The sequence below is a fragment of the Nitrososphaerota archaeon genome, from assembly GCA_011605775.1.
Taxonomy (GTDB): domain Archaea; phylum Thermoproteota; class Nitrososphaeria; order Nitrososphaerales; family JAAOZN01; genus JAAOZN01.
In genome coordinates this window covers 1-22892 of record JAAOZN010000095.1, presented here as the reverse complement: position 1 = coordinate 22892, position 22892 = coordinate 1, and the positions used below count along the sequence as shown (strand labels likewise).

Genomic DNA, 22892 nt, shown 5'->3' with positions numbered 1-22892 from the left:
GGACCCTACTAGAAGAGCCTTGATGCCTAAGAGGGGGTCGCCGAACTCTAGCTTTGGTGTAGGGTCTTTGACAACGGATTTAATGGTGAACGAACGTTGTGTTAAGTTAGCTTTTTGGGCCGCCTCTAAGGCGCCTTTTACATCCAGCAGCCCAGCGCCTTGGAACATAGGGTCTAGTGATAGAGACTTTGCGCCCTCAATCAAAGCAGCTTTAACACCAACTGCACTTATCCCTGGAAACGCTTGAATGAGTAGAGCAGCCGCTCCAGCAGCCTGAGGAGCAGACGCGGAGGTGCCCCACATTTCAACATATGCTGGCTCATCTCTCTTAGCGTAGAAAGCGTTAGCACCTATTACAGCTGCGCCGAAGGCTAGGAGATCAGGTTTACAGGTTAGGTCGAATGGTGCTGGTCCTCTACTGCTAAAGTAGGTTAACTCCTCTGTTTCGTAGACCGCACCCACTGATATGGCGCTTGGTGCTATTGCTGGGGTTAATATAGAGTATAAGCCTGGTCCGCTGTTACCCGCAGCAACAATTACAACAACATTACTTCTCACAGCAGCTTCTATCGCTTGAGCGAGCGGGTCTTCAGACGGTGGTGAATTCGGTGTGCCACCTAAGCTTAGGTTTATGACGTCAGCGCCATGCTCTACAGCCCACTCTATACCAGCAATAATATCAGACTCATACGCTAAACCGCTTTCGTTAAAGACCTTGATATTGTATAGGTAGGCTTCAGGCGCAACACCCCTCTGGGTATGTGGGATAATCGTTGCATTCAAAACCTTGGTTGATGCGAATGTAGCTTTAAAGCCCCTACCGCCAGAAGCACCTGTCCCAGCAGCGACGCTAGCCACAAATGTTCCGTGCCCAATAACATCACTGGTATCATTAGAGCCGCTTGGCAGAAAAGCTACTTCAGCCAAGACCTTTGGGTCGTCTGTAAGAGGATCATCATCCAAATCGTCGAGATCGGGGTGGTTCTTGTCTATACCGGTATCGATGATAGCGATTATCACGCCCCTACCCCTGTACCCTTCAGCCCAAGCCTCATCCGCTCTTATTAGATGGGCGGTTTCGTTTAGCAGAGTGGGGTAGCTTCCTATATGAGGGTAGTTGACACCAACCTCAAAGCTCTGCTTACTCTCTGCTTGTTTAAGCATCTGAAGGCTGAAGACCCTATCTGGTTGGACGCTCAACCCCTTAACTTCATTTAACCTATTGATGGGGACTTCAGCAGCAAGATAGGGGATAATGGAATATCTTCTTAAAATCCTAGAGCCGTCGGGTAAATGTGGTGTATCAGAGCCACTGAACTGTATCAACACTCTAACATAATCTTTAGAGCCATCTACCTTCGAAAGTGTAGGGGCATCGTTTACCTCATAATCGGGGAGGATTGGTAGAGGGGCCTCGAAGATCTTTGCAGATATCGGTTGAAGCCAGATGTTCGAGGTTAAGAGTAGGAGGGCTAGGGTAACGCAGAGAAGATTTCTAACCATCAAACCAAGCGGTTAATTCTCCTAACAATCTGTAGATAAAGATTTGCTTCAATCGATTCGTATTAAAGAGTGGTTAACCATATTTTCATATACCACTCATCAAACCTATATCTTCGACTAGCAAAGAGTTAATTAATATGTTGCTTAAGGAGTAGGTGTAGGATGTCTAGCCAAGAAATTCCACCGTGGCTTAGAGAGCAGCTTGCACGTTTTGAGCAACTTCAGCAGAGCTTGCAAGCCATCCTTGTTCAGAAGCAGCAGGTTGAGCTCGAAGCCGCAGAGGTCGAGAAGGCTTTAGAGGAGCTGAGAAAGGCTGATCAAGCCGAGCCAGTTTATAAGTCAGCGGGTAGTGTGTTGATAAGGGTCAAGCGTGACGATCTGCTGAAGGAGCTTGAGGAGAGAAAGGAGTTAGCTAACACTAGGCTACTCGTTTTGAGTAAACAAGAGAGTAGGCTGAGGGAGAATATAAAGGAACTTCAGATTAAGATAGATGAGGCAGTCCGCGGTAAAGGGCAGCCCCAAGCATCCTAGACAATTGTCGAAGAAACGTCTCCAGAAGCGAAGATATTTTCTTTAACCAACCCGATTCAAATACCGTGCCTACCGCGTATGTGTTAATTAAGGTTGTAGCTGGCGCTGAAGCAAAGGTCTTTGAGGCGCTTAGTAAGATAGAGGGTGTTGAAGAAGTTAATGTAGTTTATGGGGAATATGATATCATAGCGAAAGTGAACGCTCGAAGTATGGATGATCTTAGGAATATTGTCGTAAAGCAGATAAGGGGTGTGAGAGGTATTGTCAAGACTGAAACAGCCATAATTACAGTGAGTTCTATCAAGTATCCTACTAAGGAGAAGCTAGGTTAGTGCCTACTCAGAAGCCTCTGCGCATACCGTTTGACTGCGTTCTCTTGCTGCAGGGTCTTGACTGAGCCTGGGCGGTTTCCTCTGACTGTGGCGAGTGCAGACTCGTAATCTAAGCCTTTGTATACAAGGTAGCAGGCTAGCACTGTACCTGTTCTCCCCACACCAGCCCTGCAAGAAACTGCCACGCGTTTACCTTCATTTATCTTCTTATCTATGTAAAGTATTAGACGGTCGAGCTGGGCTTGAGATGGGGGGCAGTAGTCTGGCACAGGTTCATGGTAATCTTCTAAGCCAGCCTCTCCTACATCTTCTGCTGAGACTAAGGTTTCGTCGATGTCAGCTAGACGTATGAGGCAGTCTACACCAGCGGCTTTGAGAAACTTTAGATCATCTATGTTTCTCGGCCCCCTGCAGCCTGCTAGCTTATTTGGTATGAGCCAGGTGAAGTATAGCTCTTCAGATAGATCATTCATTTTTCTTCACCAGAGATTCGATATGGTGTTTGATTTCCTCTTCTTTTGGTACACCGATAAATGCTAGTTTACCGTTTACTGCTATGGCTGGTGTGGATGTGATCTCATACTTTAACATAATCTCAGGATGCCTTATGACATCGGTCTCCTTAACGCTCACATCTATCTTCTGCGCCTTTAGCTCCTCAACAACCTTATAGACACGCCTCTTAACTGCATCGCAATAGGCGCACTTAGGTGACACAAGAATTTCGACTTTAACCATTAGCGCTTAGAGGCATCTAACAGATCTGCTTTAACCCTTTCTCCAGCGATTCTGAATATCTTCTTCTCAACCTCTAAGATACCATATTCACACCCGGCTTCTAAATAAGCGTCAAGCAGATCTTTGTTGAGCACTAGGAAATTGGGTCCCCACTTGTAGATCTTCAGCATCTTCTCAGCTTGCTCTCTTTCAGATACTAAATAGAGAGCTGCTGCGGCTGCTTCTAGTGAGCTGAGTATACCTATGTGCCCGTAGTGTACTGGGTTTGCGGCTATGAGAAGGGGCAACCTAACCCTTCTGCCTTTAATCTTGTGCAGAAAGACTTCGTTAACCTTTTGCCAAGAGCAGTCTATGATAACGATACCGTGTGACACATCCTCTTTTGGTGCAAATATGTTAGTTGAGGTCGGGTCGAGTACGACCATCCTAGGATGAATAGAGCTCAGTCTATAGATTGGGGTTGCTAGGCGCATTCTGCACATCTTTGCTGAGGTACATTTCTTGGGGTCGTCTTGATGCATCTCATATACATACACTCTGATAGGCAACCGCTCTAGCTTATTACCTACAGTTTAATAAGTGATCTAGACTTGAGGGTGGTAGATGAAGGCTGTAGTGTACTATGAGCACGGTGGACCTGAGAAGCTGATATATGAAGAGAGACGTGAACCGACGATTAAAGAGGGTGAGGCATTAATTAGGGTTGAGGCTTGCGCATTAAACAGATTAGACATTTTGACTAGAAAAGGAGTTGTTAAGACCACAGCGCCTCTTCCCCATATACTCGGATGCGACATCGCAGGGTACGTTGAAAAGCAGAAGGACTCTCTATAGGCTCGCCTGTTCTTATTCACCCATACGTGACCTGTGGCAGATGCATACACTGCCTATCCGGCAACGAAAACCGCTGTGTCTCTCTAAAGCTGATAGGCTTCCATACAGATGGAGGGTATGCTGAATATGTAAGTGCTCCTGTAACTAACCTTATACCACTTAAACCTAAGATGCCTTTAGAAGAGTATGCGGCCATACCTGTCGACTACACAACTGTGTGGCACGCTTTAATTGCTAGAGGCGGACTTAAAGCTGGCGAAAGTATCCTTATTTGGGCTGGAGGAAGCGGTGCTGGAACTGTTGCTACTAGGTTGGCCAAGATAGTTGGGGCGACGGTCTTTACAACAGTAGGAAGCAAAGAGAAAGCTGAAAAAGCTAAGCTCTTTGCCGACTATGTGTTCAACCACTATAGTGATGATGTGCCTTCGTTAGTTAAAGAGGCTACAGGAGGCAGAGGAGTTGATGTAGTGTTGGATTATGTGGGTTCAGCTACTTGGAAGAGGAGCTTGGAGTGCTTAGCAGTAGGTGGTAGGATGATAACCTTCGGTGGTCTAAGTGGTTACAGCGGGGAGATAGATATAAGAGAATTCTACACCAAACATCTTACACTTATAGGAACATATGGTGGAACTAAGATAGATCTCTTTAAGGCGTTGGCTTTCGTTGATAAAGGTCTGTTGAGACCGATAATAGATTCCATCTACCCGCTTAAGGATGCAAGAAGAGCGCACCTAAAGATGGAAGAGAATAGACATTTTGGGAAGATCTTACTTAAACCCTAGTGTAAGGTATCTTTAGTTCCCGTTTACTCATCATCTTTAAGCCCTCAACGAAGGCCTCGGCTGCCTCGTATGTAGTCAACACCGGGACACCTAGCTCGACAGCCTTGCGCCTAATCAGATATTCATCCTCAAGCATACTCGCGAACTTCTCCAGAACGGTGGTTGAAGGTATGTTTATGATGAGCTCAAGCTTACCTTCCACAAGATAGTCAAGGATATTGGGTTTCCTCTCAGGCTCGCTGATCTTGTTAAGGACACTAACCTGCAGCCCACCTCTTTTCCTTAAGTACTCCGCTGTATGCTCAGTGGCATACACATTGAAGTTGAGGTCAATAAGATCTCTAGTTAGGTTGAGTATTCTATCCTTCAGCTGAACACCACCTACAGTAATCAGAATGTTTCCGTTCGGCTTGGGGATCTTGTACCCAACTGCTATCAGAGCCTTTATTAAAGCTTCGTAGAAGGTACTGCCGAAGCACGCAACTTCACCTGTAGAACGCATCTCTACACCTAGCTGCGGATCTGCACCCTCGAGCTGCATAAACGAGAATTGCGGCGCCTTCACGCAGACCTGTGTCATAGAGTGGTCTCCTCTAGGCAAGTTTGGGATCTTACCGTTAAGCATCGCTGCCGCTGCTAGCGAAATCAAGTTTACGCCAGTGGCTTTAGAAACGAAGGGCATGGATCTGGAAGCCCTAAGGTTGCACTCTATAACATATATTATTCCATCCTTGTAGAGGAACTGTATGTTAAAGGGACCTTTTATTTTGAGGCTTCTGGCGATCCTGGTAGCATACTCTACAGCCTTCTGCTGAACGTGAACTGGTAGGCGCTGAGGCGGGATACACATTATAGCGTCTCCAGAGTGCACACCAGCCTGCTCAAGGTGCTCGATAACAGCACCGATATACACGGTTTCACCATCACATACACCATCTATTTCAAACTCCTGCGCATCCATAATGAACTTGCTTATCACAACCGGGTGCTCTGGGCTGACCTTAGCAGCCCTAAGGAGGAACTGCTCCAGCTGCTTCGGAGTCCAGACTACTCTCATAGCGGCGCCACTCAAAACATATGAAGGCCTAACTAAAACAGGGTATGAAACTTTCTTAGCAAACTCTTTAGCGTCCTCTAGAGATGTGAAAGCACTCCACTCTGGTTGAGGTATGTGGAGCTCGTCGAGAAGTGCGCTGAATTTAGCCCTATCTTCAGCCCTATCTATGTTCACGCTCTCTGTGCCCAATATCTTCACACCATAGGCTGTTAGATGAGGAGCGAGATTGTTAGGCGTCTGCCCACCTACCGAGACTACGACGCCGAATGGTCTCTCATTCTCATAAATATCTAGCACCCTTTCAAGCGTTAGTTCCTCAAAATAGAGCTTGTCGCTCATATCGTAGTCTGTCGAAACCGTTTCTGGGTTGCAGTTGATTACAATCGCCTCTTCTACCCCATTCTCTTTCAGCGCCCAAACCATATTCATAGTAGACCAGTCGAATTCAACCGAGCTCCCTATCCTATATGTGCCAGCGCCTAAGACGATCACCTTCTTCACGGGCTTGAACTCTATATCATCGGCAGCCCCGTTATAGGTGAGGTAAAGGTAGTTGGTCTTTGCAGGCCACTCAGCAGCCAAGGTGTCAATCTGCTTAACCACTGGTGTAATCGAAAGCTTCCTCCGCAGATCCCTCACCTCAGCCGCCGATATACCAATGCATTCCGCTATCTGAGCATCTGAGAAGCCTAGCTGCTTGGCTTTACGAAGCAAATCTGGGGCGCCGCCGTTCGCTACCTTCCTCGCATTCTCCCTCAGAAGCCGCTCCATCTCAACTATATTGGCTATCTTTTCTATGAACCACGGATCTATGCTGGTTAACTTGCTTATCCGCTCAACCGTAAAACCAGCTTTAAGAGCATCAGCTACATCAAAGATTATCTCATCAGTCATACGTTGAAGCCTCGATTCGATTTTATCTGGGTCGGTCAAGGGTTCACGTCTTGGATCTGCTACAAGTCCGATTCGACCGATATCTAACATTCGGATAGCTTTCTGCAGTGCTTCTTCAAAACATCTACCTATAGCCATAACTTCACCTACAGACTTCATCTGTGTGCCGATGTGCCGAGTAACCTTATCGAACTTCGTTAGATCCCAGCGTGGCATTTTGACAGTCACGTAGTCGAGCGAGGGTTCGAAGGCTGCTGTAGTGATGCCTGTGACCTTATTGATCAGCTCTGGTAGAGAGTAGCCTAAGATTAGTTTGGCAGCAATATAGGCTATTGGATAGCCAGTCGCCTTAGATGCTAATGCTGATGAGCGGGACAGTCTGGCGTTTATTTCGATAGCAGCGTATCTCTCTGAGTTAGGCTCTAAAGCGAACTGAATGTTACACTCCCCTATTATCCCACAGGCTTGTGTGGCTTTGAGGGCTGCAGTTCTTAGAAGGTGGTACTCGCGGTTATTGAGGGTCTGTGACGGCGCTATGACGATGTTATCACCAGTGTGTACCCTCATCGCCAATATGTTCTCCATATTACATACTGTTAGGCTGTTTCCGTAGGCATCTCTCATAACCTCATACTCTATCTGCTTCCAAGTGCCTATGTACTCCTCGATCAACACCTGGTGAGTAAGGCTGCTCGTTAAACCTCTTGTTACAATCTCTTCAAACTCGAACTCGTTGAACGCAACACCACTACCCCTACCTCCGAGCGTGTAAGCTACACGCACCATCACAGGGTAACCAAAGTCCTTAACAACCTTCTTAGCCTCCTCAAGCGAATACACAGCTACGCTTCTCGCTACTGGTATGCCAGCATCCAACATAGTCTTGCGGAAGAGATCCCTATCCTCCGTTGCTTCGATACCTGAAATAGGTGTGCCGAGCACCTTAACACCATACTTTTCTAATACACCACGTTTCGCTAAAACAACACCGCAGTTTAAAGCGGTCTGCCCACCAAAAGATAGAACGATACCATCTGGACGCTCAGCCTCGATAACCTCAGTTACAAAATCAGCGTTGACGGGTAAGAAATAGACTTTACCCGCCAGCCTCTTGTCGGTCTGGATGGTAGCTATATTTGGGTTTACGAGGACGGTCTCTATACCTTCCTCTCTTATCGCCTTAAGACACTGGCTACCTGAGTAGTCGAATTCACCCGCCTCACCTATCTTAATGGCCCCGCTACCTAAGATGAGAACCTTCTTTATATCCGGGTTACGCGGCACGGCTCCTCACCTCCATCCTCTCAGCGAACAAGTCGAATATGAAGGTGGTATCGTAGGGCCCTGGCGAAGCTTCTGGATGATATTGCACAGCCAAAAGAGGTTTAGATTCGTGATAAACCCCCTCTACCGTCTTATCATCCGCATTTATCATCCAAACCTCCAATCCACTCCCTTTTAGTGATCTTGGGTCTACAGCGTAGCCGTGGTTTTGGCTGGTGATGTAGTTGCGCCCAGTTTTAAGGTCTAAGCACGGCTTATTCTGCCCTCTATGCCCATACTTCAGCTTGTATGTGTCTCCTCCTAATGAGAGGGTTATTATCTGCACACCGAGACAAATGCCTAGCATCGGTATGCCCTCATCTATCAGTGAGCTTACAGTCCGTATAGTCTTCGCACAGATCTTTGGGTCTCCTGGCCCGTTGCTTACAAGTATGCCTTTTGGGTTGTATTCAAGGATCTCAGAGGCCGGTGTGTCGTATGGGACTCGAATAACTTTTAGACCTCTCTTCAGCAGCTCTCTTATTATGCCGTATTTTACGCCACAGTCTATCAGCACAACTCGCTCCTCACCTTCCCCGTAGATCTTATGCTCCTTAATGCTGACCATGCTTACGGAGTCCTGTTCACCATACCTCTCAGCCTTCGCTAACCTCATCTTCATGCCCTCTATGTCAATTTCGTCTTCAGAGACCGCTATTACACCCATCATAACACCGCGCACCCTAAGCCGCTTGGTCAACTCCCGTGTATCTACACCCTCTATTCCTGGCACACCCTCTTCATAGAGCCACTCGTCAAGACTCTTCTTAGACCGCCAGTGGCTAGGCGCTCTACAGACCTCGCTAACCACAACCCCAGAAACCTGCGCTCTATCCGATTCAAAGTTTAGAGGTATGTTATGCTCATCAACATCATTGTAGGATGGGACGCCGTAATTACCTATCAAAGGATAGGTAAAGGTCAGGATCTGCCCTCTATACGAGGGGTCGGTTATGCTTTCAGTATAACCCACCATACCAGTGGTAAAGACGACTTCGCCTACTTTCTGTGTAGGATATCCAAAACCGCGTCCAAGAAAAAGCGTGCCGTCTTCCAAAAGGAGAGCGGCGCTATATACTCGACCAGACGCAGACAACACCTACTTGAACCCTCCACCACTTTCTATCAACGCTATTTAAGGTTAGCGTTCGCCCTCGCTAACATATTTGGAGGATTAGTCCGATTAGCAAGACTTTCACCTAATGTCATATTCTCCGTAGAAGCGTTCGGGTAGCTTTGCATCAATCTAGGGAAAAAGGTTTTTAATGTGTTATGTAGCGTATTAGTAGATCTTTATGGCACAGAAGGTTGAGATTGAGGATACGTTTGCTGAAGCCTTCCCAATGCTTGCAAGTAGGATACTTATCACAGCGGCGAACGAGGAGTGGGCTCGAATAGCGGCGAGAACCGCTACTGGCTTCGCTTCATCCATAATTATGTCTCCAGCTGAGGCGGGTGTTGAAGGACCTCTTGTTCCACCTGAGAAGACACCTGATGGGCGCCCTGGAGTATATATTCAGATCTACCATAGGACTGGACACGAGCTCAAAGCTCAGCTCATCTCCAGAATTGGGCAGTGTATTCTGACCTGCCCTACTACAGCAGCCTTTGATGCAATGCCACATCCGAGAAAGATGCTTCGGATAGGCGCATCTATCAGAATGTTCGGAGACGGCTATGAGAAGAAGGATAAGTTGGGCGATAAGACAATCTGGCGAATACCAGTTATGGAGGGCGAGTTCATAATAGAGCATAAATTCGGCATAAGAAGGTGTGTGGCTGGCGGAAACTTCCTGGTGATGGCGGAGGATCAAGCTTCAGCGCTAAAAGGGGCTATGCAGGCTGTGAAGGCTATGGAGAAGATAGAAGGTGTAGTGCTAACCTTTCCAGGCGGGATATGTAGATCAGGCTCGAAGGTTGGGTCAATGAAGTATAAGCTCCCAGCATCCACTAACCACCCCTTCTGCCCAGTGCTTAAAGGTGTGGTGCCAGACTCCAAGGTTCCGGATGGTGTTAAGAGCATCTACGAGATCGTGTTTAACGGCATAACGACCGAGGTGGTCAAGAAGGCTACAGCGGTTGGCGTAAGAGCGGCTGCTGAAGTAGAGGGTGTAAAGAAGATTTCTGCCGTTAACTTCGGCGGTAAGCTTGGCCCATTCCAGATAAGCTTGAAGGAAGCGTTAGAATCGCTAAAGTGAAGCTTCACTTAACTGGTAGACTGAGCCGTCTTTACGAGCGACGTAGATAATTGGGGAGGGGAGGGTGAAGAGACCTGTATCTATCACCCCAGCTATCTCCTTTATTTTATAGTGGAGTAGTTTTGGTTCGGTGATCTCGCCAAAATCTACATCTAATATTATGTTGCCGTTTTCCGTAATATAGGGGTAGCCTTTTCTATCTGCTCTGACAACCGCCTTACTTCCAAGCGCTTCCAGCCTCTCCTTTACATACCATCTTGCGAAGGGTAGAACCTCGATAGGCACAGCTCTGTTAAGTCGCTCCACAACCTTACTTTCATCAACCATAATCACACACTTTTTGGCTGCTGATAAGAGCACACGCTCTCTAAGCAAGGCACCTCCTCCACCTTTAATCAAGTTAAGGCGCTTATCGACTTGGTCAGCGCCATCGAAGGTCCACTCTATCTCTTTGATGAGCGATGGGTCGCCTATCCTTAACCCACGCTCTAAGGCTTTGGCTTCTATCTGCATAGATGAAGGTATGATCGTTAAAGCCCTCGCCCTCTCTGTGTTAGATAGTGCTTCGATGAAGGCTGCGACAGTTGAGCCGCTACCTAAGCCAATTACACCACTCTTAGGGGCTATGGATGCCACGACCTTCGCCATCTTGTAGATGTGCTCTTCCTGCAACCCCTTCAGCCTTCTAGATCTATCTGCTCAAGTCTAGCAAGCGCATCCAAGACTTCTTCCCTGATCTCCTTTATCTTTGACTCTGCTTCGCTTTCAGGTGGTTTCTTTTTGCGCTCAACCTTCTTCTCCTCAACAGCTACTTTTGGTTTAAGTTCTTCTGTCGCAGGCTGCTGCACTCCCCTTAACGCTTCTAGCTGAGCTCTAGCTTCTTTCAACCTATCCTCTATCTGCGCAATCTTTCTCTCAAAGAGGTTGAGCAGTTCTTGCCTAAGGTTCTCAAGCTCTCCTACTTCTATTATCAGATTCAAATCACTTAGCTTCGCCTCTATCTCTCTAAGCTGCTCCCTATACTTGGCTGAAAGCCTCTCACGATCCTCCCTACCTATTTTACCAGCTGCTTCGGCTTCGTAGAGCCTCGTGATCGCTCCTGTAACAAGCTCCTTCTCAAGAAGGAGAGTCTTAAGCTCGCGCTTAGCCCTCTCCATCTCTACATCTGTAACCTGCTTCTCAACCACACCTCTACTTCTAAGATCCAATTTAATCGGGCTTACTACGCTAGGCTGAGCTTGCCTACCTTGGGCAAATCTTGTACGGTATAGGTAGTAGGATACGCTTACAGCAGCTACTATTGCTCCTCCAACCGCAGCGGCTATTAGGTCCAACCACACCTTATTTGTTCGGCGGTATTAGTTAAACTTTCCAAGCGCTATCTGATCTTCTGACCAAGCCAAGCGTACTTTCTTATCTTCGGGCTTGCTCCATATCCGCAGTGTGCACACACTTTGTGCCTTACGTGGTAGGAGTGCCTACCACATCTTCTGCACACTATGTGGGTTTTATGCTTGCCACGCTTTCCAAACGAGGGTGTTCCTTTAGTCATAGCATCTCACTCGCTATGGCGGAGAGACCATCACCACGTTATCTCCTCTAACTATTATGGTTCCGAGCTTTTCGGTTCTGCCATCCTCTAAGATGGATTCTGAAGAGTCTAAAACTAGATTCATATGTTGGTCAAAGCCTTGAAGTGTGCCTCGGATCACTTGACCTCCTTTCAGTTTAATGAGGACTGTTTTGCCGAGGCTTTCGTCCAAGACTTTGATAGCCATATCTACGCTCATTTTGCCCTCGCCTTTCTCTATGTAGCAGAAGCACCCTATTGACCATATATATGTTTTAGGTTGATTTCTTTTTGCTACCTAGCTTTAACCCTATTAGCAAGATGATGAAACCTATAAGAAGGGTTATCTGCGGCAGAACCTCCATCTGCGAATTCACATGATACGTCAACACCTTTTCGCTGACTGTTAAGACGACGCTCCGCCTACTTTCTTGTGTGTTATCGAAGACCGCGTAGTATCTGCCCGCGTTTTGGAGCGGGAGAGTCTGGTTAGAGAGAGATTGGTTATATTTGGGTTGAGCGATGGCGGCGGCATAGACCCCGCCTCTAGCTATAGTTCCGCCCTCCCAAGCTCTTAGCCCATCTTCATCCATAAGGTAGAAGTTCACCGGTCCGTCTGCTTCGAAGCTTACGACTATAGCGACTCTATCTGGGTTGCTAGGTAGATCTATGTCCACCTTTGCTCTACCATAAGCGTTGATGCTGAGCAGCGTTAAGGGTAGGAGAGGGCCCTCTTTGTAAGATGTGTAGGTGAAACCTAATGACTTTGATAGGGCAAGGGTTACTGAGGGGTTGATTACACCAGTATAGAGTCCAATTAGGAAGAGGATTAAACCTAAAGCGACGACCTTAGGCTTCAAGGAGCCACACTACATCCATCGGCATCAAAGACTCGGTATTTATTGTTTAGGGGTTAAAGAAGGCTAGGGCTTCGCAGATGATCTTTCTCATATCAGCCGGGTTTGCTCTAAGCCTATGCCCAGCGTCAAACAGAAGAAGCTTCTTCGGCTCACCAGCCGCTTTATAGAGCCTGTAGGCCTCTTCAACAGGCACCAATTCATCTAATCTGCCGTGCGCTATCAGGATGGGTCTAGGCGCTAAGGCTCTTACCCACTTTTGAGGCACATAATTTGAGGATTCTAAGATCACTCGCTCTATAAAGTCTGACCCACCATTCCCTCTTATTACACCACTAGATAAGGCACTTTTAAGGAGGATTCTCGCCACACTTGGGTTGATAGTGTAGGGAGCGCTGCAAGAGACCACACCTTTAATGTTAGGGTTATTTGCTGCTACGTAGATAGCTACCACACCACCAGCGCTTGAACCAATTAAAAACTGCTTATAACCTTCTAGTTTCGAAGATAAGTATCTTAGACAGGCTTCAGTATCTTCAGCCCAGTTTGAGAGGCTAAAGTATCCTTCGCTGGTGCCTGTGCCTCTGAGGTTTAGGAGCGCAGCCGCAACGCCTTGCTCCGTGAAAAGAGATGCTAGATCCAAGTAGCCCTTCTGCTCTACTGGTTCTGGTGTTGAAGGTAATCCGTGGAGAACCGTAAAGACCACGCTCTTACTTTTTTCAGGTAGGCATAGGGTGCCTCTGACTTTGAAGCCATCAACTACTAGTTCAAGGGGTTCGATGAGCAAGGGTTAACTCTAAATAGTGGGCTCTCTGGTATTTAATTGTAGAGTTGGCTAGAGCAAGGCTTTCTGTTGTCGATGTGAACTTATGTGTGGGTTGCCAATGCTGCATGTTCGCTTGCTCACGCAGATTCGGCTCAGCGGGTTTAGGTAAGACAGCCATACTCATACGCTCTGCTGGCGGTATAGAGCGGGGGTTTGTGGTTCAAGTATGTAGGGCCTGTGAAGATCCGCCTTGCGCCGCTGTATGCCCTACCGATGCGTTGAAACTCAGGTCTGGTGGCGGTGTGCTTCTCGAAGCCGCTAGATGCATTGGCTGTAGGCTTTGCGTGGATGCTTGTACTGTCGATGCAGTTCTCTGGGATGATGAATCAGATAAGCCTATGATATGCGTGCACTGTGGGCTCTGTGTTCAAGCATGCCCCTATGGTGTGCTGGAACTCTCTAAAGGTGGTTGAGTTGGTCGAAGGAGACCCTATTAAGAACGTACTCTATGTCGATCTCACCAGACGCCGATACTGGATTGAGGAGAGAAACGATCTCTTCCAAAAGTACATTGGGGGCTCAGGCGTAGCCATAAAACTTCTTCTAGAGGAATGTAGGCGAGGAGTCGATCCACTTAGCCCAGAAAACCCGATAGTATTCGCAGTAGGGCCCTTGAACTGCGTCTTTCCGATGGCGTCTAAAACAGTAGCTATGTTCAAGTCACCTCTAACAGGCAACTTAGGTGAAAGCCACGCTGGTGGTAGAAGCGGCATAGCGCTCAGATCAGCTGGTTTAGGTGCCCTAGTTATAAGGGGGGCGAGTGATACGCCGATCTACCTCTCAATCTACGACGGCAAAGCAAGTTTCAGAGACGCTAGGGTGCTTTGGGGTATGCGAAGCAGCTATACTGTTGGTAGAGTGATAAGAGAGAGGGAGCCTAAGGCTGGGCTTAGGACCATTATGAGAATAGGGCGGGCTGGTGAGAGGATGGTTAGGTACGCTTGCGTAATAACAGAAACCTATAGACACTTCGGCAGACTTGGTCTGGGAGCGGTCTTCGGAAGCAAGAAACTCAAGGCGCTAGCTATAGCTGGTACAAACAACATAAAGGTTAAGGACATCAAAGCCTATAAGGAGCTGTATCAAGAGATCTTTAAGTCGGAGATCACTGCACCAGCCTTAAAGAAGTACCACGATATCGGCACACCCATGAATGTGATGCCCCTTAACAAGCTGCAAGCCCTTCCAGCGTACAACTTGAAAAGCGCGAGCCTAGATGGTGCAGAGCAAATTTCAGGCGAAAACTTGGCTAGAAACTATTTGGGTAGACGGGTTGCTTGCGGGCACTGCCCTGTGAGCTGCATACATCTTGCAGCCCTAAGAGAGCCTTATGAGAAAGAGCCCTACTTCTACAAGACAACTATGATATCTTATGACTACGAGCCCATATACGCTTTAGGGAGCATGTTGGGTATAACTTCACCAGAGGGGCTTCTGAAGCTGATAGATGAGGTTGAGGTCGCTGGTTTAGATGCGATGAGCTGTGGCGTAGCTTTAGCGTGGGCTACAGAAGCTGTTGAGAAAAGTGTGGTAAGCAGCGGACCAGACGGCACGATAGTGAACCTCAGATGGGGTGATTACAACGCATACATAAAAGCCGTTGAATATATCGTGGAGCAGCCGAACGAATTCTACAAAGCTTTGGCACACGGTGTCGAATACGCAGCAACAAAATACGGGGGCTTAGAGTATGCACTAACGTTCGGCGGAAACGAGATGCCCGGTTACCACACAGGACCAGCGGCGCACATAGGTTACTTGACCGGCGCTAGGCACAGCCACTTAGACAGCGCAGGCTACAGCCTAGATCAGAAGATCTTAGCATCAAAAGGAGAGCCAACACCAACATCGGTTGCGAACACGCTGTTCGAGGAGGAGGCGTGGAGGCAGATTCTGTCGAGCCTCGTCGTCTGCTTCTTCGCTAGGGAAATCTATAAGCCTGAAGTGGTGCAGAAAGCTCTAAAGGTTGTCGGCTGGGATCTGAGCTTAGAGGATATGAAGAAGATTGGCTACGAGATTCTAGCTCTAAAGCACGAGTTCAAGCGGAGAGAAGGGTTCAAGGCGGATGCGCTGCGCATACCCAAGAGGATATTAGAGACGCCTACACCCTTCGGTAGGTTAGATGAAGCTTTCATAAGAGATGCGGTCAAAGAATACTTCGCCAGATTACCTCGCTCAACTAACCAACCTTAACCCAGACAAAGCCATCTTCAACCAAGGTTTCGAAGACCTTCAGAGGAGCTATAGCTGGCCCCTCTACCACCTTACCGCTCTCAGGATCGAACTTAGATAGGTGGCAGCCGCAGACCAGATAACCCTTAGCCAACCAACCCTCACCTAAAGAGCAATCTTTGTGTGTACATCTGGCTGAAGTGGCAAACACTCTCTCACCAACCCTAACTAGTAAAACTTCCACGCCGTTCAAAAGGAGAACCAGCGGCGAATTGTTTGAAAGCTTATCATCTTCACAGGCTTTAACGAAGCCCTCTCTCACCATATACGCTCACACAACCAGCCGAAGAAGGGTGTAATAAGTCTTAACCTAAAATGTAGCAAAAAGCTGCGGCTTCAGGCTTCTGCCCCATAGATCGTTCTAAGCTTCTCCAAAAGGGTTTTGATGTCCTTTACTGAAAACTCTACTTCTCTAGGAGGCATCCAGCTCTCATAGAAGTTCTGGTGGAGGTTGTTCGCCCTCCCCCACAGGTGCCTTAGCTCAGCATCTCTAAGCCTCTCGGCTAACTCGTCCACATACTCCCATAGGCTGGCGTGGCTTCTCAGCTCCTTACCTTCCTTGGCGGCCAAAGCCTTAACCATTTGGGATGCTGCGCCCCACGCCTTCTCAGACGCTTGTGTATAGTCCTTTCTCGCAAGCAGCTCCTCAGCTTCACGCATATACTTCTCACACAACTTCAGGTGAAGCTCAGCCTTAGATTCTGGATCAGTTATGCCGAGCTGTTTAAAGACTGCATCACTGATAAACTCCTCTAAAGATTTACCCTCAGACTCAGCCCTCCTCTCAAGCTCCGCTAGCACCTTTTCAGGGAACGCCATGCTAATTACAGCCACCCATCCGCCACCGACGACTATAAGGCGCTCAAATTTATTAAAGCGTTTACTATAGGCGCCGCAGAAAGACTACTTTGAAGGCTCATTTCTGCCTCGCTGCCCAACTGGTTCAGAAGTTATGCCACAGCTTGCTGTTTCTTCTTATTCGCAATCAAGACAGTAACATATTTCTGCAAGCGAATATTTTCCTTCTGCTATGGATCTGAAGAGCATTATTCGAAGCTTCCCAGATTGGCCGAAGAGCGGTGTGGTATTTAGGGATATTATGCCTCTGCTCAAGGATCCGCAAGCCCTCAAATACACTGTGGATGAGATTGCGAAGCAGTGGAGGGGTAAGAAGATAGATCTCATCGCTGGGATAGAGTCGAGAGGCTTCATATTCGGCGCTCTACTAGCGCAGAATCTGCAGAGGGGCTTCGTAGCCATAAGAAAGGAGGGTAAGCTGCCTGGAGAAACCCTGAGGGTGAGCTATACGATTGAGTATGGTAGCGCTACGATGGAGATTCAAAGGGATGCTGTGAAGCCCGGCGATAGGGTGCTTATAGTCGATGATCTTCTCGCCACAGGCGGGACAGCGAAAGCCGCTGCAGAGCTCATCGAAAAGCTGGGTGGGGTGGTTGTTGGTTTCGCCTTTGTCATAGAGCTGCTGGATCTGAAGGGTAGGGAGAAGCTTAAAGGCTACACAGTAACCTCACTAGTTACATATTAGGTGTGTGGATATGAGTGTGGAAGAAGCTGAGATAGGGATAATAGGTGGGACTGGTGTCTACGACCCAGAGATACTTGAAGATGTTAGGGAGGTCAAAGTCTACACCCCATACGGTCCAACCTCAGACCTCGTGACCTTAGGCAACTACAATGGGAGGAAGATAGCATTCATACCTAGACACGGCAAGGGGCATAGAATTCCACCACACCTAATAAACTATAGAGCGAATATCTGGGCTCTAAAGAGCCTAGGTGTGAAGCGTATCATCGCACCCTCAGCAGTAGGAAGCCTGAGGGAACATATGGAGCCCGGGGACATAGTGATACCAGACCAATTCATAGATCGAACAAAATCTAGACCGAGCACATTTTACGAGGGGCAGAGAGTATGCCACATCTCAACAGCAGACCCCTTCTGCCCAGAGTTAAGAAGATTAGCGGTAGAGTCAGCCAACCGCCTCGGATTCAAGGTGCACGACGGCGGAACATACGTGTGCATAGAGGGACCAAGGTTTTCAACCAGAGCAGAGTCGAAGATGTTTAGAGCCTGGGGCGCAGATATCATAGGTATGACGCTTGTTCCGGAGTGCGTCTTAGCTAGGGAGGCTGAAATCTGCTACGTTACAGTAGCAACCGTAACCGACTATGATGTGTGGGCTGAGAAACCTGTCTCTGGCGCTGAAGTCGTAGAAACCCTCCAGAAGAATATCGGAAAGGTTAAGCGGCTTCTGCTAGATATCATACCCACCATACCAAAGGAGCGCACGTGCTTCTGTAAAGATGCCCTAAAGGAAGCGCTATATTAGACAATTAAGGTAGGAGATTCGCACTATTTTATTTGTTTAAATTGCGAAAAAGATATCTCAACGGTTGGTATTTTATTTTTTATTACCACTTTCGTTAGTATATAACATAGTTATATTTAAATAGGGCGAAAAATAACCACATGATGATGGCAAACGCATATCAAGCGGAAGATTTTCCGCGGAATCTTAAACTTAGAGAAGAACCTATAGTGCTGACAGATAAAGGCGTCTTTGGAGTCTGTAGCTGTGGTGGGGAGATCATGTTTTACTCTAATAGGGGCGTTTTATGCACAAGATGCGGTAAACTCTATGGCATATGGCAATATAGACGGGGTAGAAAGAAGAATCCCTGTAGGCTGTTGCAATAGCATCAAATGGCTGCGTAAAGCCTATCTTCGTCTGCAACGGTAAGGGTTGGTGCTATGCTAGTTATAGATTCGGATACGGTTAAGGCTGAGAAGGTGCAGACAGAGGGTGCCAAAGACACAACCATACAGATTCTGATAAACCACCCGCCAGCTCCTACCTTCGTAATGCGGAAATTTAGGATAAAGCCTGGAGGCTACACACCTCTTCACGCACACGACTATGAGCATGAAGTCTATGTACTTGAGGGGTTGGGTGAAGTTGGAGATAAGCAGCAGAGTATCCCTATTAAACAAGGCTCGGTGGTTTTCATCCCTCCGAACGAAGTTCATCAGTTCAGAAACGTAGGTGAGGGCGACCTGGTCTTTCTTTGCCTCGTTCCAGCCTAAATCACCTTAAAGACTACCCTATTTCCTTCTCTATCGAATACGCCGATATCTGCTTCAGACCTGTATGGATAGGTGGCGATCACCATAAATCTGCCGTAGAAGTTGTTCAAATCCTCTAAGGATGGCTGCTGAACACCACTTGGATGGGAGTGCGCTATACCTAAGATCGAGAGATCTAGCGGTAGATCGTAGGGTGAGAAAGACGAGAAGTTTTCAGCCAAAGTTGGTTTGGGTGGTAGAATCAGCTGCTCAACGTAGATCGCATCCTTCTTAACCTTACCCCGCATTAGGAGTATGCCCTCTCTTGGGTGAAGAGATCTAAAGTAGGCAAGCATACCACTCACTACATCTCTTGACATGTAGATCGTCTTCGCAACCATACCTCAGCACTCAGCTCCAGTAACGGATTTAAGTTGCTTAACACCCTTTTATTAACTATGAGCTACCAAGCAAAAGATTATAGTAGGCTACTCGGCACACCCGGTTTCAGCGACCAGCTTCTAAAGAACCACTTCACACTCTACCAAGGCTACGTGAACAACACCAACAAGCTGGCTGAGACCCTCAAAGCTATGCTGAAAGAAGGCAAAGCAAACACGCCAGAATATGCTGAGTTAAAGAGGAGATTCGGCTGGGAGTGGAATGGTATGAGACTCCACGAATACTACTTCGACAACCTGGTGAATGGCGGAAAACCGCTAGACCCAAACTCAGACCTCGCAAAGAAGATAGCTGAAGATTTCGGCAGCTACGCAGAGTGGGAGAAGGGGTTCAAAGCAACAGGTGTAATGAGAGGTATAGGCTGGGTGGTCCTCTACCTAGACCCTATTTCAAACAAGCTATTCAACTCTTGGATCAACGAGCACGACATAGGACACCTTGCTGGCTGCAGACTCCTACTGGTCATGGATGTCTTCGAGCACGCCTTTATGCTCGACTACGGTCTAAAGCGCGCTGACTACATAGAAGCCTTCTTCAAAAACATCGACTGGAGCGTAGTCTCCTCAAGACTCAAATAGAGTTCGTCAGGGGGTCGTCATAAACCTGACGAACTCTTCTTTTGTTCTCTGCTTGAGAGTGTAGTTGTTTTTGCGCTCGTATCCGATGGTTGAGTGGGGTGAGAAGCCGTAGTCGTGCCCAGGGTAAACTTTTATGCTGTCATCGAGCCTTAATATCTTGTTGAATAGGCTTTCGTATAGGTCTTCTGCGCTGCCTCCGGGCAGATCGGTTCTTCCGCATTCCCCTACGAACAGTGTGTCGCCTGTGAAGAGGTTTCCTTGGAAGAGGTAGCATACGCTGTCTGGCGAGTGGCCTGGTGTGCTTATGACTTCAATGTGACTTTGCCCTAGGGGTATATGCTCACCGTCGCCAACAACTTTATCGATCTTGACCTTAGCGCCCTTTCCACCTATGGTTTCGGCTCCAGTCTTCTTCTTCACATATTCGTTACCTAAGCAGTGGTCGTGGTGTGTATGTGTGTTGAGTATGTATCTTATTTTGAGAGACCTTGCTTCCGCCTCTTTAAGCACTTTGTCGAGATCCCAGGATGGATCTATGATGGCAGCTTCTTTGGTTTCATCGTCCCAGATTAGGTAGGTGAAGTTCTGCATAGGGCCTACAGGTATCTGCAGCACACCCATCTTACAGCTCAGCCTCAGGCGGAATTCCTATAGGTGCTACAATGAGCCTACCTACGATCTTCTTGTTCTTTAGTAACCCAGCTTTAGCTTTGTGGAAGGTTATGGTTAGATCTGCTTTGACCGCTTTGCTCTGAACCTCGCCTGTTAAAGGGTCTAGACCTGAGGGTATATCTACAGAGACCTTGTATGCTTTTGAGCTGTTAATTAGATCTATTGCTGTAGCAAATGGCTCTCTGACTTCGCCTTTTATTCCTGTGCCGAAGATAGCATCGACGATTACGCCGCATTCTTCAAATAGGTTCTTGTGCGCTAGCAGCTCCTCTCTGCTGGTAGCGGTCAGCGTTGTTATGGAGCGGGTCATTCTGCGAACTATACCCCAGTTTACAGCAGCCTCCTCGCCCTTGATGTCTTCACCTCTACCTAGTAGGATGACCTTGACGCTCACATCTTCTCCAGCTAGGTGGCGTGCTGCAACGAGCCCATCACCACCATTATTCCCAAGCCCAGCAACAACAAGAACACCCCCCTTAAGGCGGGTTCTCAGACGTAAGACAGCTTTGGCAACAGCGCAGCCTGCGTTTTCCATCATGAGTAGCCTAGAGACGCCTAGGGCAGCAGCCCTCTCCTCAACCGCCCGCATTTCATCAGGCGTTATGATCTTTTTCACAAACACCACCACACAGGTGGTCAGATCGTCGCGAGTTCTTCAACGTTCAGAGGCTGGGACCTCTGATCTCAGTCTGGAGCGGCGATCACCTCATCCCAGTTGATTTCTGGATGCTGATCTTATAAAGGTTAAGTACTTGAGCCGTAATTTCTCTCAACGGGTTGTGTTAGGATTTCTTTTAAGATCTTTTCGCAGTGTATTTCGGCTGCTGTCTGTATGTTGCTGTATGTATCGCCCGTGAATCTTGCTGCTGATTCATCCACCACCTCCATCAATAAGCGCCGATAGTCTCTAAGAGGTTGTAGGTAGGATTCGAGCTTCTTCTGCAGGCGAATATTCTCTTGATCAAGGAGTGGTTTTACGCAGAAAGGTATCTTTAGGCTGCTGGTTAAGAAGAGGGCTTTCGCTTGAGGGTGATGCTCTACGATCTTCCATAGGGTTGTTTCTAAGCCTTCATCCAATAGATGTTCAGCGTATCTTAGCTGATTTAACCTATAGTTATGCAAATAGAGTAGCTTGGTAGCCTCATAGTCCTTAACCGCGACTGCTGTCAAGTAGGTTAAGTCAAGCAGATAATCATCATTCAGTTTACACGCCTCTTTCAACCTACGATACGGTATAGGGGTTGGTATAACATAGTCGCGGATCTCTCCGTGAAGCACAGAGTGCGCAACCTCATGCCTTATGCACGCATCAGCCAACTCTTGGGTTAGGGTTTTGAGCTTCTCCACACTTATTGTTATAGTTGGTAAGCCTAGCCAAGCGTGGTGGTATGCGTAGAATTCTTCGTCAAAGCCGCTAGATTTTACACCGGCTGCGTTAGATTGCGCTGCGAGAAAGGAGAGTGTGTCGCTACTACTTTGGAAGATGTTAACCTCGACAGCATCAAGGTTATGTGGTAGGTTGGTGTAGCATTCTGTGATCACTTGCAGTATGTGTTCTACATCACTTTTGGATGCGCCTTTAACCTTAAGAAATATCTTAGGCTTCATAGTAGATGCTTATGAGGAGGCCCAACTATAGGTATGCTTACACCGCATTTTGGGCACTTCTTATCTTTGGTTAGCTCGTAGCGTGTCACAGCAAAGCCGTAGCGCTCTATGAGAAGGGCTCCACACTTCGGGCACCAGGTATTCTCATATCTATGCCCAGGCACATTTCCGATATAGACGTAGTTCAGCCCCTCTTCTCTTGCCGCTTGGGCTGCTCTCTCTAACGCTGTGATTGGTGTTGGAGGCTTATTCGTAAGTTTATAGGCAGGGTAGAATCTTGTTACGTGTAGGGGTGTATCTTCGCCTGCAGCCTGTCTAACCCTTCTTGCGATCTGCCTAACTTCATCTACGTTGCTGTTAACATCTGGTATTAGAAGCAGAACAACTTCTACGTGCAGCCCAAGGTCTTTAGCTAGCTTTATGTTTCTCCATACCGGCTCTGAGTAGGCGCCGCAGAACCTTTTAACCACCTCTTCACACCCCTTTACATCAAACTTTATCGCATCCATACCAGCCTTAGCCAAGAGGCGTAGAGCTTCTGCTGTCATGTAGCCGTTGCTTACAAAGTTGCAGTACAGACCGCTCGCCCTAGCGATGGGAAAAGTGTCAAGAGCGTACTCGAAGAGTAGGGTTGGTTCGTTGAAGGAGAAGGAGATGCCTTGGCAGCCCTCTGCTAACGCCAGCTTCACCAGCTTCTTCGGCTCTATTATCTCATCTGTTGGTGCAGGGTACTTTCTGCTGATGTCGTAGTTTTGGCACCAGGGGCAGGCGAAGTTGCAGCTCCAGGTGCCTATTGTCAAGGCTCTGCTCCCT

The 22892-nt window shown here is 47.7% G+C and carries 31 protein-coding genes; 12 read left to right on the top strand and 19 right to left on the bottom strand.

The genetic code is table 11. The features are described 5' to 3' along the window. Nucleotides 1-1503 (bottom strand): S8 family serine peptidase (locus HA494_08805; protein ID NHV97863.1); only part of this gene is annotated, 1503 nt, incomplete at its 3' end. A gap of 162 nt (nucleotides 1504-1665) precedes the next feature. On the opposite strand from HA494_08805, the gene HA494_08800 reads away from it, so the two are divergent. Together HA494_08800 and HA494_08795 are read left to right on the top strand one after the other, a co-directional pair. Continuing rightward, nucleotides 1666-2034, top strand: a complete 369-nt coding sequence (locus HA494_08800) for a prefoldin subunit beta (protein ID NHV97862.1) — start codon at nucleotides 1666-1668, stop codon at nucleotides 2032-2034. 65 nt (nucleotides 2035-2099) lie between these two features. Next, nucleotides 2100-2366: an Lrp/AsnC family transcriptional regulator gene (locus HA494_08795; protein ID NHV97861.1), complete on the top strand. Its 267-nt coding sequence runs from the start codon at nucleotides 2100-2102 to the stop codon at nucleotides 2364-2366. Here the strand turns inward: HA494_08795 and HA494_08790 are convergent. Genes HA494_08790 through HA494_08780 form a run of 3 tightly spaced genes read right to left on the bottom strand, consistent with a single transcriptional unit; the run spans nucleotide 2363 to nucleotide 3652 of the window. Continuing rightward, nucleotides 2363-2839: a protein phosphatase gene (locus HA494_08790; protein ID NHV97860.1), complete on the bottom strand. Its 477-nt coding sequence runs from the start codon at nucleotides 2837-2839 to the stop codon at nucleotides 2363-2365. The genes HA494_08795 and HA494_08790 overlap by 4 nt on opposite strands. Next, nucleotides 2832-3104: a thioredoxin gene (locus HA494_08785; protein ID NHV97859.1), complete on the bottom strand. Its 273-nt coding sequence runs from the start codon at nucleotides 3102-3104 to the stop codon at nucleotides 2832-2834. The genes HA494_08790 and HA494_08785 overlap by 8 nt, the downstream gene beginning before the upstream one ends. After that, nucleotides 3104-3652, bottom strand: a complete 549-nt coding sequence (locus tag HA494_08780; protein ID NHV97858.1) for a DUF367 family protein — start codon at nucleotides 3650-3652, stop codon at nucleotides 3104-3106. The genes HA494_08785 and HA494_08780 overlap by 1 nt, the downstream gene beginning before the upstream one ends. 55 nt (nucleotides 3653-3707) lie before the next feature. Here HA494_08780 and HA494_08775 point away from each other — a divergent pair, with 55 nt between their 5' ends. Further along, the gene (locus HA494_08775) at nucleotides 3708-3938 is read left to right on the top strand and encodes an alcohol dehydrogenase catalytic domain-containing protein (protein ID NHV97857.1); all 231 of its coding nucleotides are present in this window, start codon (nucleotides 3708-3710) and stop codon (nucleotides 3936-3938) included. Nucleotides 3939-3964: 26 nt separating this feature from the next. Further along, nucleotides 3965-4720: a zinc-binding dehydrogenase gene (locus HA494_08770; protein NHV97856.1), complete on the top strand. Its 756-nt coding sequence runs from the start codon at nucleotides 3965-3967 to the stop codon at nucleotides 4718-4720. Here the strand turns inward: HA494_08770 and carB are convergent. Both carB and carA read right to left on the bottom strand, forming a co-directional pair. After that, the gene (gene carB / locus HA494_08765; protein NHV97855.1) at nucleotides 4710-7955 is read right to left on the bottom strand and encodes a carbamoyl-phosphate synthase (glutamine-hydrolyzing) large subunit; all 3246 of its coding nucleotides are present in this window, start codon (nucleotides 7953-7955) and stop codon (nucleotides 4710-4712) included. The genes HA494_08770 and carB overlap by 11 nt on opposite strands. Then, entirely contained in the window at nucleotides 7945-9090 is a 1146-nt protein-coding gene (gene carA / locus HA494_08760; GenBank protein ID NHV97854.1) for a glutamine-hydrolyzing carbamoyl-phosphate synthase small subunit, read from the bottom strand. Before carA ends, carB begins: the two co-directional genes overlap by 11 nt. A 199-nt stretch (nucleotides 9091-9289) precedes the next feature. On the opposite strand from carA, the gene fhcD reads away from it, so the two are divergent. Then, nucleotides 9290-10192 carry a formylmethanofuran--tetrahydromethanopterin N-formyltransferase gene (gene fhcD, locus HA494_08755; protein NHV97853.1) on the top strand — a complete coding sequence of 301 codons (903 nt, stop codon included), beginning with the start codon at nucleotides 9290-9292 and terminating at the stop codon, nucleotides 10190-10192. On the opposite strand, the gene rpiA is transcribed toward fhcD, so the two are convergent. Genes rpiA through HA494_08725 form a run of 6 tightly spaced genes read right to left on the bottom strand, consistent with a single transcriptional unit; the run spans nucleotide 10184 to nucleotide 13406 of the window. After that, the gene (rpiA, locus tag HA494_08750; GenBank protein NHV97852.1) at nucleotides 10184-10864 is read right to left on the bottom strand and encodes a ribose-5-phosphate isomerase RpiA; all 681 of its coding nucleotides are present in this window, start codon (nucleotides 10862-10864) and stop codon (nucleotides 10184-10186) included. The genes fhcD and rpiA overlap by 9 nt on opposite strands. A gap of 5 nt (nucleotides 10865-10869) precedes the next feature. Then, a complete protein-coding gene (locus HA494_08745; protein NHV97851.1) occupies nucleotides 10870-11526 on the bottom strand; it encodes a hypothetical protein in 657 nt (218 codons plus the stop codon). Between the two features lie 44 nt (nucleotides 11527-11570). After that, nucleotides 11571-11744: a 50S ribosomal protein L37e gene (locus tag HA494_08740; protein NHV97850.1), complete on the bottom strand. Its 174-nt coding sequence runs from the start codon at nucleotides 11742-11744 to the stop codon at nucleotides 11571-11573. Between the two features lie 13 nt (nucleotides 11745-11757). Then, nucleotides 11758-11982 (bottom strand): RNA-binding protein, encoded by a 225-nt coding sequence (locus HA494_08735; protein ID NHV97849.1) that lies wholly within the window; start codon nucleotides 11980-11982, stop codon nucleotides 11758-11760. 55 nt (nucleotides 11983-12037) lie between these two features. Next, nucleotides 12038-12622, bottom strand: a complete 585-nt coding sequence (locus HA494_08730; protein ID NHV97848.1) for a hypothetical protein — start codon at nucleotides 12620-12622, stop codon at nucleotides 12038-12040. A gap of 46 nt (nucleotides 12623-12668) precedes the next feature. Beyond that, entirely contained in the window at nucleotides 12669-13406 is a 738-nt protein-coding gene (locus tag HA494_08725) for a prolyl oligopeptidase family serine peptidase (GenBank protein ID NHV97847.1), read from the bottom strand. 104 nt (nucleotides 13407-13510) lie between these two features. Between HA494_08725 and HA494_08720 the strand changes: the two genes are divergently transcribed. Together HA494_08720 and HA494_08715 are read left to right on the top strand one after the other, a co-directional pair. Continuing rightward, nucleotides 13511-13858: a 4Fe-4S dicluster domain-containing protein gene (locus HA494_08720; GenBank protein ID NHV97846.1), complete on the top strand. Its 348-nt coding sequence runs from the start codon at nucleotides 13511-13513 to the stop codon at nucleotides 13856-13858. Next, nucleotides 13827-15638, top strand: a complete 1812-nt coding sequence (locus tag HA494_08715; GenBank protein ID NHV97845.1) for an aldehyde ferredoxin oxidoreductase family protein — start codon at nucleotides 13827-13829, stop codon at nucleotides 15636-15638. Before HA494_08720 ends, HA494_08715 begins: the two co-directional genes overlap by 32 nt. On the opposite strand, the gene HA494_08710 is transcribed toward HA494_08715, so the two are convergent. Continuing rightward, entirely contained in the window at nucleotides 15625-15942 is a 318-nt protein-coding gene (locus tag HA494_08710) for a Rieske (2Fe-2S) protein (protein NHV97844.1), read from the bottom strand. The two genes, HA494_08715 and HA494_08710, sit on opposite strands and share 14 nt — an antisense overlap. A 71-nt stretch (nucleotides 15943-16013) precedes the next feature. After that, nucleotides 16014-16496, bottom strand: a complete 483-nt coding sequence (locus tag HA494_08705) for a HEPN domain-containing protein (protein NHV97843.1) — start codon at nucleotides 16494-16496, stop codon at nucleotides 16014-16016. A gap of 211 nt (nucleotides 16497-16707) precedes the next feature. Here HA494_08705 and HA494_08700 point away from each other — a divergent pair, with 211 nt between their 5' ends. From HA494_08700 to HA494_08685, 4 genes are all read left to right on the top strand, one after another. Then, nucleotides 16708-17220: an adenine phosphoribosyltransferase gene (locus tag HA494_08700; GenBank protein ID NHV97842.1), complete on the top strand. Its 513-nt coding sequence runs from the start codon at nucleotides 16708-16710 to the stop codon at nucleotides 17218-17220. Nucleotides 17221-17230: 10 nt separating this feature from the next. Beyond that, nucleotides 17231-18025: an S-methyl-5'-thioadenosine phosphorylase gene (locus HA494_08695; protein NHV97841.1), complete on the top strand. Its 795-nt coding sequence runs from the start codon at nucleotides 17231-17233 to the stop codon at nucleotides 18023-18025. A gap of 146 nt (nucleotides 18026-18171) precedes the next feature. Further along, the gene (locus tag HA494_08690; protein NHV97840.1) at nucleotides 18172-18393 is read left to right on the top strand and encodes a hypothetical protein; all 222 of its coding nucleotides are present in this window, start codon (nucleotides 18172-18174) and stop codon (nucleotides 18391-18393) included. 54 nt (nucleotides 18394-18447) lie between these two features. Next, a complete protein-coding gene (locus HA494_08685) occupies nucleotides 18448-18780 on the top strand; it encodes a cupin domain-containing protein (GenBank protein NHV97839.1) in 333 nt (110 codons plus the stop codon). On the opposite strand, the gene HA494_08680 is transcribed toward HA494_08685, so the two are convergent. Continuing rightward, nucleotides 18777-19160 carry a hypothetical protein gene (locus HA494_08680; protein ID NHV97838.1) on the bottom strand — a complete coding sequence of 128 codons (384 nt, stop codon included), beginning with the start codon at nucleotides 19158-19160 and terminating at the stop codon, nucleotides 18777-18779. The genes HA494_08685 and HA494_08680 overlap by 4 nt on opposite strands. Before the next feature lie 57 nt (nucleotides 19161-19217). Between HA494_08680 and HA494_08675 the strand changes: the two genes are divergently transcribed. After that, nucleotides 19218-19799: a superoxide dismutase gene (locus tag HA494_08675; GenBank protein ID NHV97837.1), complete on the top strand. Its 582-nt coding sequence runs from the start codon at nucleotides 19218-19220 to the stop codon at nucleotides 19797-19799. 6 nt (nucleotides 19800-19805) lie between these two features. On the opposite strand, the gene HA494_08670 is transcribed toward HA494_08675, so the two are convergent. The 4 genes from HA494_08670 to HA494_08655 all read right to left on the bottom strand — a co-directional run bounded on the left by HA494_08670 (nucleotide 19806) and on the right by HA494_08655 (nucleotide 22879). Continuing rightward, nucleotides 19806-20420, bottom strand: coding sequence for an MBL fold metallo-hydrolase (locus HA494_08670; protein ID NHV97836.1), 615 nt, complete (start codon nucleotides 20418-20420; stop codon nucleotides 19806-19808). 1 nt (nucleotide 20421) lies between these two features. Beyond that, the gene (locus tag HA494_08665) at nucleotides 20422-21087 is read right to left on the bottom strand and encodes an NAD(P)H-hydrate epimerase (protein ID NHV97835.1); all 666 of its coding nucleotides are present in this window, start codon (nucleotides 21085-21087) and stop codon (nucleotides 20422-20424) included. Between the two features lie 128 nt (nucleotides 21088-21215). Then, complete coding sequence (locus HA494_08660) at nucleotides 21216-22079, bottom strand: hypothetical protein (protein NHV97834.1); 864 nt, start codon at nucleotides 22077-22079, stop codon at nucleotides 21216-21218. Further along, the gene (locus HA494_08655) at nucleotides 22076-22879 is read right to left on the bottom strand and encodes a radical SAM protein (protein ID NHV97833.1); all 804 of its coding nucleotides are present in this window, start codon (nucleotides 22877-22879) and stop codon (nucleotides 22076-22078) included. The genes HA494_08660 and HA494_08655 overlap by 4 nt, the downstream gene beginning before the upstream one ends. Nucleotides 22880-22892: the final 13 nt, after the last annotated feature.